Consider the following 15,337-nt stretch of genomic DNA (forward strand, 5'->3'; position numbering starts at 1 on the left):
AGTCGGGAATGCACTTGAAAAAACTGATGGCCGCCATGGTGGCGGTAGGGCTGGCGTCGACAGCGCTGGCAGCGGAGGAGGAAAAACTGGCGCGCGTCGAAGTGACGGGTTCCAGCCTGAAGCGCATCAACGCGGAAACGGCGTCGCCCGTGCAGGTGATCAACGCCAAGCAGATCGAAAACATGGGCGCGCTCACCTTGCTGCAGGTGCTGGACAATCTGCCCGCGGCCCGCCCGGCGCAGCAGGACTTCCGCTCGATGTTCACGGGTTCCGATGGCGGCTCGCAGGCGAACTTGCGCGGCATGGGCGCGCAGGGCACGCTGGTGCTGCTCAATGGCCGCCGCCTGTCGTTCTACGGCGCCCCGGCAGGCTTCCAGACCATGTTCGTCAATATCGACGCCATTCCCGCCGCCGCCATCGAGCGCATGGAAATCCTGACGGACGGCGCGTCGGCCGTGTATGGCTCTGATGCCGTGGCCGGCGTTATCAACGTGATCACCAAGAAGTCGTATCAAGGCCTGGAAGCGCGCGCCAACGGCGAGTTTTCGCCCAGTGTGAAAGCCTATGGCGAGCGCCAGGCCAGCGTGCTGTATGGCGTGGGCGACCTGGCCAGCGACGGCTACAACGTCTACGGTTCCGTGAACGTCTACCAGCGCGACCGCATCGCGCTGGCCGATACCTGGCAGAAGCGCCCCTCGTATTTTTATGTGAACAATCCCAATTTCATCCCGAACATGCGCGTGGGCGTGGGCAGCGAGCCGGGTGTGATGAATCCGGGGACCTTCTTTGTCTTCGACAAGGCCAACAACAATGCGCGCACGCAGCGCGCCGCACCCGGCTGCAATAACAGCATCACCGAAGCGTCGGGCACGCGCTGCGTGTGGAATGCGCTGCCCAACCAGCTCGATACGGGCCCCACCTCGGAACGCGCCACGGCCTACCTGAGCGGCCGGCTGAAGCTGGGCGGCGACATGGAAGCGTTCGCGGAAGGCGCCTTCACCCACATCAAGATGCGCGGCGAGAATGGTCCGTCCAGCTTCAACAGCGGCAGCACGAACAACTGGTTCGCGCGCAACACGGGCAATACCCTGAACACCTTCGCCACGCCTTTTCTGAGTCCGAACAACGTCTACCTGAAGGGCAAGCTCGATGCCGATATGCTGGCCAAGATGGGCGGCGCGGCGGGCTTGAACTACCTTCTGCAGGATGCCACGGGCCACTTCGGCCAGAAGAATGTCGATGAAAACTACCGCGCGCTCGTCGGCCTGCGCGGCAGCATCGGCGGCGGCTGGGATTTTGAAACGGCACTCAGCGTGGCAGGCAGCCATTCCACCCTGTTCCAGACGGCCAACCTGAATATCAATGGCTTCAAGCAGGCGTTCGGCCCGTTCACGAAAGATCCCGTCAGCGGCCGCACGTATATCTCGGACAATCCCGCCTACAAGTTCGGCGAAATCAGCGAAGCCAACGCAGCGCTGCTGCGCGCCGCCTATCCGACCTTCGCCATCGAATCCTGGACCAAATTGATGACCTGGGATGCAAAGCTGGAAGGAACTTTGTTCAAGCTGGGCGAGCGGGAAGTGCGCGCCGCCGTGGGCACCAACGTCATGCGCGAGAGCTTTCTCACGCCCGGCAACGCGGATGCGGCCAATGGCCTGATCACGCAGCAGGGCGGTTCCTGGTTCGATGGCAAGCGCACCATCGCCGCCGTGTTTGGCGAAGTGGTGGTGCCGCTCAGCGAGACCCTGGAAGTCAACGCGGCCGCGCGCCTGGACAAATACCCGCATTTCTCGGCCAACCTGGCGCCCAAGCTGGGCGTGATCTGGCGCGCGCGGCCCGACCTGATGCTGCGCGGGACGTATTCGGAAGGTTTCCGCGCGCCCAACCTGGCTGAATCGGGTTCGGGCGGCGTCTTTGCGCAGGTGGGCGGCATCCGCGACACGGTGCGCTGCGATGAAACGAATGCCATGGCGCGCGCCCTGATGAAGTCCAAGGTGGCGACGGATGCGGACCTGGGCAAGAGCCTGCTCAATTCGAACTGCTCGACGACGGTGGGCGGCCTGACGCCGCCAAACCAGAACCTGCGTCCGGAAAAGGCCAAGATTTCCACCGTGGGCCTGGTGCTGCAGCCGGCCAAGGACGTGAGCATCTCCATCGATTACTGGTTTATCAACCGCCGCGACGAAATCGTGCGCCAGGACTTCAACGAGCTGTTTACGGAACTGGTGGACAAGTACGGCCCGACCCTGGCCGGCACGTCCAGCGCCATCCGCAACGACTTGACGGACGCGGACCGGGGCAATATGGCGGCGGTGGCGGCCATGTGCGCCAATCCCGCCAATGCGGGCGTGTGCGCGGGCGGCGTGCCGGGCTACTCGGTGGGCAACCTGGGTGGCTTGATCAACTCGTACTCGAACCGCGGCCGCACCCTGATGGACGGCGTGGACATCGATGCGCGCACGCGCTTTGCGCTCGGTGACTGGGGCAAGCTGAGCACGGGCATCGCCGCCACCATCCGCAAGCGCGACACCCATGACAGCGAAGACGGCAGCGACATCAAGGGCAATACCGTCGGCTACTACGATTCGCCGCGCTACCGCGCGACAGTCAACGCCGACTGGAGCTACCGCAACTTCGTCAGCAGCGTCTTCATCAACTATTCGGGCAAGACGCGCTGGGCCTACGGTCCCTGGGACAAGGACAACACGCCGGAAAACTGCACCGCCGCCTCGGTATCGCTGCCGGCCGGCCAGTGCAAGGGCGCGCCGTCGTACACCACGGTGAACCTGGCCTTCAGCTGGAAGCCGATCAAGCACCTGGACATCGGCCTGAACGTGAAGAACGCGTTCAACAAGCAGCCGTACTACGACCCGAACGGCTGGGAAGGCTACAACCATAGCCAGGACTTGTTCGGCCGCCAGTTTGCCCTGTCGGCCAGCTACAAGTTCTTTTAAGACGTGACGCCTCCCCGGCCTGCCAGCGGGCCGGGGTATTGCCATGAAAAGAAAAAGACAATATTCCGATATGCACAATACGAAAGATAAACGTAAGTGAAAGGTGATTGTCACGGCTGCTCTCGCGTTTTTTCATCAGGATTGCCGTGCGGAATGTCCCCTCCGGGCCGCCTTGTTGCCTGTGCGTGTATCCGTCACGCCACTATAACGAAAGTTATCTGCCGCATCGTGGATTAAATCGAAAGATAAAACGCCTTTATTGCATCAATTTCCCATTAAATTGTCGCTTTAACTTTCTTTTTGTTGACGATACTTATTTTTCTTTTTAAAGTAATCCCAAGAAAACGAAAATCAGCCGAAACGGACTGATTTCCCGGAAGGGACGGCTGCCTGGCTCTCCCTTCCGACGCTCACCATAAAAATTGCATCCCCCCGACTTCGCCCTGGAGCGGGGAGGGCGCGTATAACCCTCGATATAGACGGAGAGACACATGCATACCACCCGACTCAAATTGCGCGACATCAGCCGCGCCGCCGCGATCGTGATCGCCCTGGCGGCCGGCGTGCCAGGCCAGGCCTGGGCACAGTCGAACGCCACCAGCACCATTTTCGGCGAAGTGAGCGCGCCCGCCGGCGCCACCGTGGTGCTGGAAAACCTGGCGACGGGCGTGCAGCGCACCCTGACGCCGGATACGTCGGGCCGCTATGTGGCCAACTCCATGCCGCCGGGCCGCTACGCGGTGCGCGTGCTGCGTGCCGGGTCGGTGGAAGCGTCGCAGGAAGTCGAAGCCCTGATCGGCGCGGGCGCCGAAGCGAACTTCGGCCCGGCCAGCGCGGCCGGCCCCGTGGGCCAGGAACAGACCGTCGTGGTGAAGGCGTCGCGCAATCCGATCGACGTGTCGAACACGAACAATGGCGTGATCTTCACCGCCAAGGAATTGAAGGCGCTGCCAGTCGGCAATGACGTGGCCTCCATCGTGCAGCTGACGCCGGGCGTGTCGCGCGGTACCAACAGCGTGTATGGCAATGCGCCGTCGATCGGCGGCTCGGGCCAGTCGGAAAACGCGTTCTATGTCAACGGCTTCCCCATCACCAACATCCTGACCCAGGTGGGCGCGTCGGAACTGCCGTTTGGCGCCATCTCGAACCTGCAGGTGCTGTCGGGCGGCTACGGTTCCGAGTTTGGCCGCTCCACGGGCGGCGTGATCAACATTACCACCAAGAGCGGCGGCAACAAGGTCGAATTCGGCGGCAAGGTCTCCATCATTCCCCGTTCGCTGAAAGGCGAGCCGGAAAACACGCATTACCCGAACACGGGCGCCAATCCCAAGACGGACGGCAATCTGCTGTACTGGAACCGCGACAACGGCAGCACCAGCAAGGTGGTGGGCCTGTACGGCAGCGGTCCGCTGATCAAGAACAAGCTGTTCGCCTTCGTGGCGCTGGAACAGACGCGCACCGACAGCCAGGCCGTCGCCGCCACCGCCGACTCGGGCACGGCCCTGGCGCGCGGCTGGAGCACCAGCCAGAGCAAGGTGGACCGCATGACGGCCAAGCTCGATTTCAACCTGACGGACGACCATCACTTCGAATATACCAAGCTGTATGACCGCACGAAGACGGACAGCCAGGCGTACGGCTACAGCTACGCCACGCATGCGAGCAACGGCGTACAGGCAGGCAAGGGCGAGACGACGGTCAACTGCTGCGGCTCGTCGGCCGCGCCGGGCGCCAACATCGACATCTTCAAGTACACGGGCTACCTGACGGACAACCTGACCGTGACGGCCATGATGGGCGAATCGCGCACCTCGCACACGCGCACGCCGAATGGCTACAATCCGCTGCTGGCGCAAACGTCGTCGAACGCATCGACCCAGGTGCCGGGCCTGACGTACGCCAATCCGCAGACGGTGACCGGCACCCTGGTCGACCCGTCATCGGAAGACCGCCAGAAAGCCAAGCGCCTGGACCTGGAATACAAGCTGGGCAAGCATTCGCTGCGCGGCGGCATCGACCGCATCGACGTGGAATCGAAGGTGGGCCTGAGCCTGGCCGGCGGCTACCGCTGGAGCTACCAGCGCGCGACCGATCCGAACCGCCCGATCAACGGCGCGTTTGAGACGCCGGCCCAGGGCGGCGGCTACGGCGCGCAGGGCTACTACGTCAGCAAGGACTTGAACGCCAACCTGGCGCGCCCCACCAGCGTGCAATCGGCGCAATACATCCAGGATCACTACCAGGTCACGGAACGGGTGCTGCTGGACCTGGGCCTGCGCCGCGAACAGTTCACCAACTACAGCACCGACGGCGTGGCCTTCATTTCGCAGCGCAACATGATCGCCCCGCGCGTGGGCGCCACCTGGGATTACCTGGGCGACGGCACCCTGAAATTCTTCGCCAACGGCGGCCGCTACCACCTGCCGGTGCCATCGAATTTGTCGAGCAACATGGCCAGCCCCTTCCTGGCCACCAGCGAGATGTACACCTACACGGGCGTCGATCCCGTCACGGGCGCGCCGACGGGCCTGCACGCCATCAGCAAGCCGTATTCGGCCAACAATGCGTATGGCCAGAGCCGCGATGCGCGCGAAGTGACGGCCATCGGATTGAAGCCGCTGTCCCAGGATGAATTCTCGCTCGGTTTCGAACGCGCCCTGAGCAAGAAGCTGGTGGTGGGCGCCAGCGTCCTGTACCGCAAGCTGAACGACACCAACGACGACGTCTGCGATGCGCGTCCGCTGGAAGCCTGGGCCACGCGCAACAGCGTCGACACGAGCAACTGGGGCGGCTTCCAGTGCGCCATCATCAACCCGGGCCGCGACAACAGCCTGATGGTGGACTTCGACGACGGCAAGGGCTTGCGCCGCGTGGATATTTCGGCGGCCGAGTGGGGTAATCCGCTGCCATCGCGCACCTACCGCGCCCTGAACCTGTTCGTCGAGCACCCGTACACGAACGGCTGGTACGGCAAGCTGACCTACACCCTGTCTGCGCTGAAGGGCAATATGGAAGGCCAGACGGACAGCATCGGCGGCGGCGACGTGGGCCTGACGGTCAGCGACGACCACAAGGAACTGATGTACAACGCCTATGGCTACCTGCCGGGCGACCATCGCCATGCGTTCAAGGCCTACGGCTTCATGCAGGTCATCCCGGACGTGACGGTCGGCGCCAACCTGTCGCTGACCTCGGGCGCGCCGCGCAACTGCATCGGCGCGCTGCCCGACAACCTGAAGTTCGAGAACGACTACGGCGATTCCTACTTCTATTGCAATGGCAAGCCGGCGCCGCGCGGCAGCCAGGGCCGCCTGCCATGGCAAGCCCAGCTGGACATGAATCTGGCCTATACTCCCAGCGCCGTCAAGGGCCTGAGCCTGAAAGTGGACGTGTTCAATGTGTTCAACAGCCAGACCGTGACCCGCTATAACGAAACGCGCGAAGACCATGGCGCCATCGCCCGCAGCTATCTGCAGGTGGCAGGCCGCACGGCGCCGCGTTCGGTGCGCTTCACGGCGGAATACACCTATTAACCTGCAGCCGGCCCGCCGTGCGGCGGGCCGGCGACGATCATTACCAATGGAAGCGAGAAGAGACCAATGACGACACAATTCAATCGACGCAATTTCCTGTCCGCCAGCGCCGCGCTGGCCGGTGGCGCCATGGCCGGCAGCGCCTTGCTGCCTGGCGAGGCCAATGCCGCACCCGCCGCCGGCCGCGACAAGGTCCGCCTGGGCCTGATCGGCACGGGCATGCGCGGCCAGGTGCTGCTGGCCGAACTGGTGCGCCGCGACGACGTGGAAGTCGTTGCCCTGTGCGATATCGAACCGATCATGCTGAAACATGCGCTGGGCCAGGTGGAAAAAGCCGGCAAGCCGCGTCCGCGCACGTATGGCGAAGACCGCGACCAGAAAGCGTACAAGCGCATGCTGGACGCGGGCGGGCTCGATGGCGTGATCATCGCCACGCCGTGGGAATTCCACGCGCCGATGGCGATCGCCGCCATGCAGGCGAAGATCGCCGTCGGCTGTGAAGTGGTGGCCGGCATCACCCTGCAAGACCACTGGGATGTCCTGAACACCCAGCTGAAAACTGGCACGCCGTACATGTTGCTGGAAAACGTGTGCTACCGCCGCGACGTGATGGCGGCGCTGCAGATGGTGCGCGCGGGCCTGTTCGGCGAACTGCTGCACCTGCAGGGCGGCTACCAGCACGATTTGCGCGCCGTGAAATTCAACAGCGGCAATCCCGCCAAGCCGTATGGCGGCGGCGTGGAGTTCGGAGAGAAGGGCTGGTCGGAAGCCCATTGGCGCACGCAGCACTCGGTCGAGCGCAATGGCGAACTGTATCCGAGCCATGGCATCGGCCCCTGCGCCATGTACACCAACATCAACCGCGGCAACCGTTTCACGCGCATCAACGCCTTCGCCACCAAGGCGCGCGGCTTGCATGACTACATCGTCAAGCAGCCGGGCGGCGCGCAGCATGCGAACGCCAAAGTGAAATTCAAGCTGGGCGACGTGGTCACCACCACCCTGGCGTGCGAGAACGGCGAAACCATCATCCTGCAGCACGATACGAGTCTGCCGCGCCCGTATTCGCTGGGCTTCCGCGTGCAAGGCACGGACGGCCTGTGGATGGACTTGAACAATTCCATCCATATCGAAGGCGTCAGCAAGCCGCACCAGTGGGACGACTTCAAGGTCTACCAGGACAAGTATGAGCATCCCGTGTGGCGCAAGTATGCGGCGCAAGCCGAAGGCGCGGGCCACGGCGGCATGGACTTCTTCGTCATCCACGCCTTTGTCGAAGCATTGAAGGCCAACGCGCCGATGCCGATCGATATCTACGATGCCGTGACGTGGAGCGCCATCACGCCGCTGTCCGAACAGTCGATCGCCGCCAACTTCCAGACCCTGGACTTCCCGGACTTCACGGGCGGGCAGTGGAAATCGCGCAAGCCGATCTTCGCCCTCGACGGCAAGTACTAAGCCTTAACGACCCGCTACCGCACCAGTTGCCGTAGCGGGTTTTTTCTTTCCCGATCCGTTTTTCAACCGCGGCGCAGGCGCGCAGGCCCTTGTTCGTCCGCCGCAAGCCGTACCACACCAGGAGACGTTGATGAAACACAGAAGTTCATTGCTCTTTGCATTCCTTCCCGCCATGCCGATGCTGCTGGCGGCCTGCGGCGGCGCCACCGCCACCGGCTCGGGCGGCACCGCCTTGCTGGCCGCCACCGTGGCCGCGCCCGCCACTTCCGCCACCGTGGAACTGGCCGGCAACGCCTTCATCACCAGCGGCGATAAAGGCGCCGTCATCAACGAGCGTGGCCTGGCCGGCTGGAGCAATCCCGATGCCGTCGCCAGCACGTATTTCCGCGTGGCCGAGGCGGGACCCGTGCAGGTGGCGCTCGACGCCAGCCTGGCCGATGGCGGCAACAGCACCATCCGCGTGAAGATCAACGGCACGCCGTTCGACGTCAAGCTGGCCGGCAAGGAACGCAAGACCTATGCCGTCGGCACGGTGAACGTGGCGGCGGCCGGCTATGTGAAGGTCGACTTGCAGGGGCTGTCCCGGGTCAAGGAAACGTTCGGCGACGTTGCGGCGCTGAAGGTGACGGCCAGCGCCGCGCTGACCTACGCCAACGACCCCGCCAATTACTACTGGTCGCGGCGCGGCCCGTCCGTGCACATGGGCTATACGGTGCCGGCCAATACCGAGTATTTTTATAACGAGATGACGATCCCCGTCGGCCAGGACGCCATCGGCTCCTACTTCATGGCCAACGGCTTCAGCCAGGGCTACATGGGCATCCAGGTGAAATCGCCGAGCGAGCGCTGGATCCTGTTCTCCGTGTGGGATGCCGACAATGGCGCGAAAACCACCCTGGTCAGCAAGGGCGCCGGCGTGGTCGACAATGCGTTCGGCGGCGAGGGCACGGGCGGGCAGACCTATCTGTCGTATAACTGGGCGGCCGGCACGACCTACCGTTTCATCACGCGCGCGCGGCCCGACGGCAATGGCGGCAGCGATTACTCGGCCTGGTTCTTTGCGCCGGAAACGGGCAAGTGGCGCTACATCGCCACCTGGAAGCGGCCGGCGATTTCCACGTATTTGACGGGCGTGCATTCCTTCCTCGAGAATTTCATCGATACCCTGGGCTACACGGAGCGCCGCGTCCAGTTCGGCAACCAGTGGGCGAGGAACGTTGCCGGCACCTGGTCGGAAGTGACGGCGGGGCGCTTCACGGGCGACGCCACGGCCACCAATGCGCAGCGCATGGATTACGCGGGCGGCGTGGAGAACGGCAAGTTCTACCTGCATAACGGCGGCTTCTTTGCCGATTACGTGAAGACCAGCCAGAACTTCACGCGCCCCGCGACAGGCCAGGCGCCCGCCATCGATGTGAATACCTTGCCGATGCAATAGGCGTGGGTTCTTAGCCCGGCCGCTTGCCCGCCATCGCTTCGATGCCGCGATAGTAGGTGAGCGGCCGGCCTATCGTCACGCCCATCAATGCAGCCGCCTGGATGATGTCGTTTGTATCGCGCCGGTACACCACCAGCGCATCCATTTCGTCGGTGCCGTTACCGTCGATCTGGATCACCTCATAGCCGCCTTCATCCACGGCGCGCTGCGCCAGTTCCGTATCGAGCCACTCGAAATACGGCAGCGCGCTATTGTCACTGTCCTTGAGCAGCTCATAAGGGAAGTCGGGGAATTCGTCGAACATGTCCTGTATCTGTTCGTGCAGCTCATCGAGCTTGTCGCTCGACGCCATATAGCCGCCCAGGTGCGAGAGGATCGCGACCGCGTAGGCTTGCGCATCGCTGTCGATCCATTCGTCGCGTGGCGCGGAGGGCGCAGCGGTGATGGCGGCGACGGCCTCGTCGAGCTCCTCGCCTTCGAGGTCACCGCAGGTCAGCTTGGTCAGCAGTTCGGATAGCAGCATGTTCGCCTTTCAATGGGGGATGCATGGCCAGGGTGGCCGGCTTGTTGATGATGTTGCCGATACTATCATTGCCGCGTAGCCGGGCGCGTTCTGCAGAATTTGCAATGCAGGCTACGCCACCGGATACGATCAGCAAGGAAATTTTGGAAAGAAGCGCGTCAAACAAGCGTAGGCAGGGCGCTTGCGCCGCGGTACGGCATGGATATAGAATGCGAATCATTATTATTTGCGAATCAGGGAGTATGCGACGTGTCGGCGGCCCAACCCGGCGCTCACCAGGAGGTGGGCAGCCTGTATCACGAACACCACCGGTGGCTGCAAGGCTGGCTGCGGCACAAGCTGGGCAACGCCTTTGACGCAGCCGACGTGGCGCATGACACCTTCATGCGCCTGCTCAATCGCGACGAAGCCATCGCCGCACGCGAGCCTCGCGCCTTTTTGACGACGGTGGCCAAGGGCGTGCTGGGAAATCTGTACCGCCGGCGCGACCTGGAGGCGGCCTACCTGGAAACCCTGGCCAGCCTGCCGGCGCAGCACGCGCCCGATCCCGAGGCGCAGGCGATCCTGCTCGAAGCCCTGTTCGATATCGACCGCCGCCTCGATGGCCTGGCGCCTGCCGTGCGCCGCGCGTTCCTGCTGTCGCAGCTCGATGGCATGCCGCAGGCGGCCATCGCGCTGGAACTGAATGTCTCGCTGGCGACCGTGCAGCGCTACCTGGTCAAAGCCATGCACCAGTGTTTCTTTGCCCATCCGGCATCGTGATGGGGGCCTTCACGCCCGAAGCGGCCAACCTGCAAGCGGTGGAATGGCTGGTGCGCCTGCAGGCCGGCGACGCCACGCCGGAAGTGGAGCAGGCCTGGCGCGCCTGGCGCGACAGTGACCCGGAACACGAGCAAGCCTGGCAGCATGTGGAAGGCTGCATGGCGCGCATGCGTGCCTTGCCCGCGCCGCTGGCGCACGGCACGCTGGCGCGCAAGCCGGTCCATGCGCAGGCAAATGCGGCGCGGCGGCAGTCCCTCAAGTTGCTGGCGCTGCTGGCCGTGGGCGGCGGCGCCTGGCTGGCGGGCGGCGATGAGCAGGCGCGCTTCTGGCTTGCCGACTACCGCACGGGCACGGGAGAATTACGCCACGTCGTGCTGGACGACGGCACGCGCATCGCGCTCAATACGGCATCCAGCATCGACGTGCGCTATGACGCGGGCCAGCGCCTGGTGACGGTAGTCAAAGGCGAGATCATGGTCAGTACGGCGCGGGATCCGGCTGGCCGGCCGTTTTTCGTGCAAACGGCGCAAGGCCGCTTGCAACCGGTGGGCACGCGCTTTGCCGTGCGCGTGGAAGGAGCGCGCACGCAGCTGGGCGTGTTCGCCGGTGCCGTCGACATTCAACTGGAACATGCGCCCGATGCGGCGCGCAGGCTGCAGGGGGGGCAGCAAACGACGTTCACGGCGGAGCGTATCGGGACCGTCGGAACCTTGCCTGCCGGTGCGGATGCCTGGACGGCTGGCATGCTGGTGGCGCACGACATGCCGCTGGCGGAGTTTATCGGCGAACTGGCCCGCTACCGCCCTGGGCGCCTGGCTTGCGATCCGGCCATTGCCCACTTGCGCGTGTCCGGCATCTATCCACTGGCCGACACGACGCAAGTGCTGGACATGCTGACGCGCACCTTGCCCGTCGACGTGCGCCAGACCACGCGCTTCTGGGTGAGCGTGGTGCCGCATCGGCAGCATGCATAAATATTTTCTGGAAAGTGAGGGGTTTGCGATTTTCGCGTGACATAGCAAGTGAACCCTTCATTCACTTTCAGGAAAACAGTCCGCATGCCCAGCACAACACTTATTCACGCTTCTTCCGCCTCCCGTACCTGCCGCCGCAGCGTGGCGGCGCTGGCTGTCAGCCAGGCCCTGTGGCTGCTCGCCGCCAGCGGCGCCACCATCTTTGCTCCTTCGGCCCAGGCCGCGAATGCGGCGCGCATCGAGCTGGCGATACCGGCAGGCTCCCTGGAGCAGGTGCTGGTGCGCTTCGGCCAGGAGACGGGCACCATGATTTCCTACCAGGCCGCCGCGCTGGCGGGCAAGCGCAGCGCCGGCCTGGCGGGCAGCTACAGCGTGCCCGAGGCGCTGGGCGCCATCGTCGCCGGCTCGGGCTTGCGCGCCGTGGCGCAGGCGAATGGCGGCTATGTGCTGGAAGCGGCGCCTGCCAGCATGGGACAGACCATGCCGGAGATGACGGTGACGGCGGCTGCCGATGCCAAAGGCACGACGGAAGGCAGCGGGTCGTACACGACGCAGGCCATGCGCTCGGCTACGCGCCTGGGCCTGTCCGTGCGCGAAACGCCGCAGGCCGTCAGCGTGGTGACGCGCCAGCAGATGGATGACCAGAACCTGCAAACGGTGGAAGAGGTGCTGCAAAACGCGGCCGGCGTGGCCATCAACCGCTACGACAGCGACCGCACCTCGTTCTTCGCGCGCGGTTTTTCCATCGCCAGCTACCAGTACGACGGCATTCCCACCACGGTCGACAATGCCTATAACGTGGGTGACAGCACCCTGGACATGACGGCCTACGACCGGGTCGAGATCGTGCGCGGCGCCACGGGCCTGCTGACAGGCGCGGGGGAACCGTCTGCCACCATCAACCTGGTGCGCAAGCGTGCCTCGTCGGCGCAGCTGGCCGGCGCTGCCGCCCTGAGCCTGGGCTCCTGGAACAATGCGCGCGCCAGCGCGGACCTGTCCGCGCCATTGACGGCGGATGGCAAGGTGCGCGGCCGCGTCGTGGCCAGCTACCAGGACAGCGAATCGTATGTGAATCTGTATCATGGCAAGAAGGCCATGGCCTATGCCACCGTGGAAGCGGATCTGGCGCCGGGCAGCGTGCTGATCGCCGGCTATGAATACCAGGACAACCGCCCGCGTGGCGGCATGTACGGCGGCTTGCCGCTGTGGTACGCGGATGGCGAACGGGCCACGTTTTCCCGCTCCACCACCACGGCCGCCACCTGGAGCCGCTGGTTCAGCAGCAGCCAGACGGCCTTTTTGCGCCTGGAGCAGCAGCTGGGCAGCGGCTGGAACCTGACGGCCATGCTGAATCACGGCTGGGGCAATTACTCGGCCGCCGAAACCTTCGCCTACACCTGGCCAGACAAGGTCACGGGACAGGGCGTCACGGGCAGTCCCGGGTTTTATTCGGGCACGCGGCGCCAGAACAGCGTCGACGCCTATGTGCAGGGGCCCGTGCAGCTGCTGGGCCGCACGCACGACCTGGCGTTCGGCGTCTCGGGCAGCAATCAGTTCGCCAGCAATCCGGGAATTTCGGGCGGCAGCGTCGATTATGGCAATTTCTACCAGTGGCAGGGCGTGGCGCCGGAGCCGGACTGGAACGATCCTGACTTCTACCGCTGGAAGTTGCTCGACACGGTGCAGCAGCGTGGGATCTATGGCACGGCGCGCTTTTCGCTGGCCGACCCCTTGAAGCTGATCGTCGGCGCGCGCTACAGCCGCTACAAGGCTGATCATATCGATGACTGGGGTGGCGGCTACGCCTACGCCAAGCATGCCGTCACACCGTACGCGGGGCTGGTATGGGATATCGATGCGCAGCACGCGCTGTACACCAGCTACAGCAAGATCTTCAAGCCGCAGGGCTACCAGGACCGGTTCGGCCGCTATCTCGACCCCGTGCAGGGCAAGAATGCGGAGGCGGGCGTGAAGGGCGAGTATTTCGGCGGCAAACTCAATGCGGCGCTGGCCGTGTTCCGCATCGCGCAGGATGGCCTGGCGCAGGAAGACACGGGCCATTTTGTCGGCAACTCCCTGACGCAGGCGTACTACGCGGCTTCGGGCACCACCAGCAAGGGCGTGGAACTGGACGTGTCGGGCGAGCTGGCCAAGGGCTGGAACGTCTCGGCCAGCGTGTCGCACGCGGCGGCCGAGGACAACACGGGCGCGCGCCTGAACAGCTATGTGCCGCAGACCCTGGCGCGCGTGTTTTCCACCTGGCAGTTGCCTGGCGGCTGGCGCGCCTTGTCGCTGGGCGGCGGCGTGAACTGGCAGAGCGGCGCTTACCGCGATGCCACGGGACCGAACGGTGTCGAGCGCGTGGAGCAGGGCGGTTATGCGGTGGCCGGCCTGATGGTGAAATATGCGCTGTCGCGTCAGCTGTCGCTGCAGGCGAACGTCAACAATCTGTTCGACAAGCATTACTACAGCCAGCTTGGCATGTACAACCAGGGCTACTGGGGCGCGCCGCGCAATGCCAGCGTCACCCTGCGCTACCTCTTCTGATGCGCTTACCTGGTGCTACAGCGGCCATGCCTGTTTGGTAACGGCCACGGCGACGATGTAGGCGAATACCAGCACGGCTGCCGCGAAGGCGGCGCCGCGCACGGCCGGCGTCTTGCCCCGCTTCAGGGCGATGGTGCCCAGCACGATGTAGGCCAGCAGCGCGCACAGCTTGGCGGCCAGCCACGGCTGGCTGCCCGGCGACTGGCCGCTCCACACGGCCAGGCCGATGGCGCTGGCCAGCAGGGCCGTGTCGATCAGGTGCGGCAGGATTTTTACCCAGCGCTGCTGCAAGGCGGGCGAGGCGCGCAGCATCCAGGCGCCGCGCAACAGGAAAAGACAGCCGCTGGCGGCGGCGCAGCCCATGTGGAAATGCTTGAGGCTCAGATAATCCATGCGTGATGTGGTGGGCGTTGATTGATCGTGGCGACAGCATAGCCGCCTTTGGCCTTCCGCACCATACGCCGTCGGGATGAGACGGGCCTAAGGCAGGAATTTCACGTACACCCATTCCGGATCGCCTGCATCGAGATGGTCGATCTGGCCGCTGCGCACGAAACCCGCGCTGGCGAACAGCCGTTGCGCGGCGCCGTTCGACTGGTTCGTCGAGGTGAATAGCTTCCCTGTCTTGCAAGTGGCAGCGGCGGCCGTCAGCAGGCGCAATCCCACGCCGCAGCACTGGTGCGCGGGCGAGACCACCACCAGCGAGACAAAATCGTGGCCGAAGAAGTCGCCGTGCGTGAGGACATAGCCGGCCACCTGGCCGGCCCGGATGGCCACCTGGCAGTACCCCTTGCCGACGGCATCGCGCACGGCCTCGCCACGCTCCGGGTGCGCCTGGGCATAGGCGTCGCAGGCCAGCATGGCGTCCACATCGCCAGCTTGGGCCGCGCGCGTGATGATCTCGTCTGTTTCGTGCCTGTTCTGCATGCCGCTCCTTTTCTCCAGGCGCCGAGTGTGCCAAAAATGCGCCGGTTTGTAAAACACCCGCCATCCAGACTAGTTTCACGGCCCCGTAGCTAGTCACTTTTGCCGATGTGGCTATCCAGATTGCCTTCCCAGAATCACCCTGTGGCCGATAGTGCCTTTCGCCTCTGCCACGTAAGCTGGTCGGGACGGCTGGCCAGACGGCCAGTGCATTCATGGAGAAA

At 64.4% G+C, this 15,337-nt stretch carries 10 protein-coding genes; 7 read left to right on the forward strand and 3 right to left on the reverse strand.

Features of this window, described 5'->3' with window-relative positions; translation table 11 throughout:
* Positions 1-8 precede the first annotated feature (8 nt).
* The 4 genes from AC1RJW_RS16320 (at position 9) to AC1RJW_RS16335 (ending at position 9,383) form a co-directional block, all read left to right on the forward strand.
* Complete coding sequence (locus tag AC1RJW_RS16320) at positions 9-2,954, forward strand: TonB-dependent receptor plug domain-containing protein (RefSeq protein WP_493045838.1); 2,946 nt, start codon at positions 9-11, stop codon at positions 2,952-2,954.
* Positions 2,955-3,445: 491 nt separating this feature from the next.
* On the forward strand, positions 3,446-6,487 hold the full coding sequence (locus tag AC1RJW_RS16325) for a TonB-dependent receptor (protein WP_493045839.1): 3,042 nt from the start codon (positions 3,446-3,448) through the stop codon (positions 6,485-6,487).
* Between the two features lie 66 nt (positions 6,488-6,553).
* Positions 6,554-7,945 carry a Gfo/Idh/MocA family protein gene (locus tag AC1RJW_RS16330; RefSeq protein WP_493045840.1) on the forward strand — a complete coding sequence of 464 codons (1,392 nt, stop codon included), beginning with the start codon at positions 6,554-6,556 and terminating at the stop codon, positions 7,943-7,945.
* Between the two features lie 130 nt (positions 7,946-8,075).
* Complete coding sequence (locus AC1RJW_RS16335; protein ID WP_493045841.1) at positions 8,076-9,383, forward strand: DUF3472 domain-containing protein; 1,308 nt, start codon at positions 8,076-8,078, stop codon at positions 9,381-9,383.
* Positions 9,384-9,393: 10 nt separating this feature from the next.
* On the opposite strand, the gene AC1RJW_RS16340 is transcribed toward AC1RJW_RS16335, so the two are convergent.
* Positions 9,394-9,906, reverse strand: a complete 513-nt coding sequence (locus AC1RJW_RS16340) for a hypothetical protein (protein WP_493045842.1) — start codon at positions 9,904-9,906, stop codon at positions 9,394-9,396.
* 249 nt (positions 9,907-10,155) lie between these two features.
* Here AC1RJW_RS16340 and AC1RJW_RS16345 point away from each other — a divergent pair, with 249 nt between their 5' ends.
* From AC1RJW_RS16345 to AC1RJW_RS16355, 3 genes are all read left to right on the forward strand, one after another.
* The gene (locus AC1RJW_RS16345; protein ID WP_070223639.1) at positions 10,156-10,668 is read left to right on the forward strand and encodes a sigma-70 family RNA polymerase sigma factor; all 513 of its coding nucleotides are present in this window, start codon (positions 10,156-10,158) and stop codon (positions 10,666-10,668) included.
* Positions 10,668-11,642 (forward strand): FecR domain-containing protein, encoded by a 975-nt coding sequence (locus tag AC1RJW_RS16350; RefSeq protein ID WP_493045843.1) that lies wholly within the window; start codon positions 10,668-10,670, stop codon positions 11,640-11,642. The genes AC1RJW_RS16345 and AC1RJW_RS16350 overlap by 1 nt, the downstream gene beginning before the upstream one ends.
* An 84-nt stretch (positions 11,643-11,726) precedes the next feature.
* Positions 11,727-14,189: a TonB-dependent siderophore receptor gene (locus AC1RJW_RS16355; protein ID WP_493045844.1), complete on the forward strand. Its 2,463-nt coding sequence runs from the start codon at positions 11,727-11,729 to the stop codon at positions 14,187-14,189.
* 15 nt (positions 14,190-14,204) lie between these two features.
* Here AC1RJW_RS16355 and AC1RJW_RS16360 read toward each other — a convergent pair whose 3' ends face one another.
* A complete protein-coding gene (locus AC1RJW_RS16360) occupies positions 14,205-14,582 on the reverse strand; it encodes a SirB2 family protein (protein WP_493045845.1) in 378 nt (125 codons plus the stop codon).
* Between the two features lie 87 nt (positions 14,583-14,669).
* Complete coding sequence (locus AC1RJW_RS16365; RefSeq protein ID WP_493045846.1) at positions 14,670-15,116, reverse strand: GNAT family N-acetyltransferase; 447 nt, start codon at positions 15,114-15,116, stop codon at positions 14,670-14,672.
* Positions 15,117-15,337 lie beyond the last annotated feature (221 nt).

The sequence above is a fragment of the Janthinobacterium sp. GW822-FHT07A03 genome, from assembly GCF_058798815.1.

Coding starts and splice junctions, on each gene's coding strand:
- AC1RJW_RS16365 (WP_493045846.1), bottom strand. CDS start 15,116: ATGCAGAACAGGCACGAAACAGACGAGATCATCACGCGCGCGGCCCAA.
- AC1RJW_RS16360 (WP_493045845.1), bottom strand. CDS start 14,582: ATGGATTATCTGAGCCTCAAGCATTTCCACATGGGCTGCGCCGCCGCC.
- AC1RJW_RS16330 (WP_493045840.1), top strand. CDS start 6,554: ATGACGACACAATTCAATCGACGCAATTTCCTGTCCGCCAGCGCCGCG.
- AC1RJW_RS16335 (WP_493045841.1), top strand. CDS start 8,076: ATGAAACACAGAAGTTCATTGCTCTTTGCATTCCTTCCCGCCATGCCG.
- AC1RJW_RS16355 (WP_493045844.1), top strand. CDS start 11,727: ATGCCCAGCACAACACTTATTCACGCTTCTTCCGCCTCCCGTACCTGC.
- AC1RJW_RS16320 (WP_493045838.1), top strand. CDS start 9: ATGCACTTGAAAAAACTGATGGCCGCCATGGTGGCGGTAGGGCTGGCG.
- AC1RJW_RS16340 (WP_493045842.1), bottom strand. CDS start 9,906: ATGCTGCTATCCGAACTGCTGACCAAGCTGACCTGCGGTGACCTCGAA.
- AC1RJW_RS16325 (WP_493045839.1), top strand. CDS start 3,446: ATGCATACCACCCGACTCAAATTGCGCGACATCAGCCGCGCCGCCGCG.
- AC1RJW_RS16350 (WP_493045843.1), top strand. CDS start 10,668: ATGGGGGCCTTCACGCCCGAAGCGGCCAACCTGCAAGCGGTGGAATGG.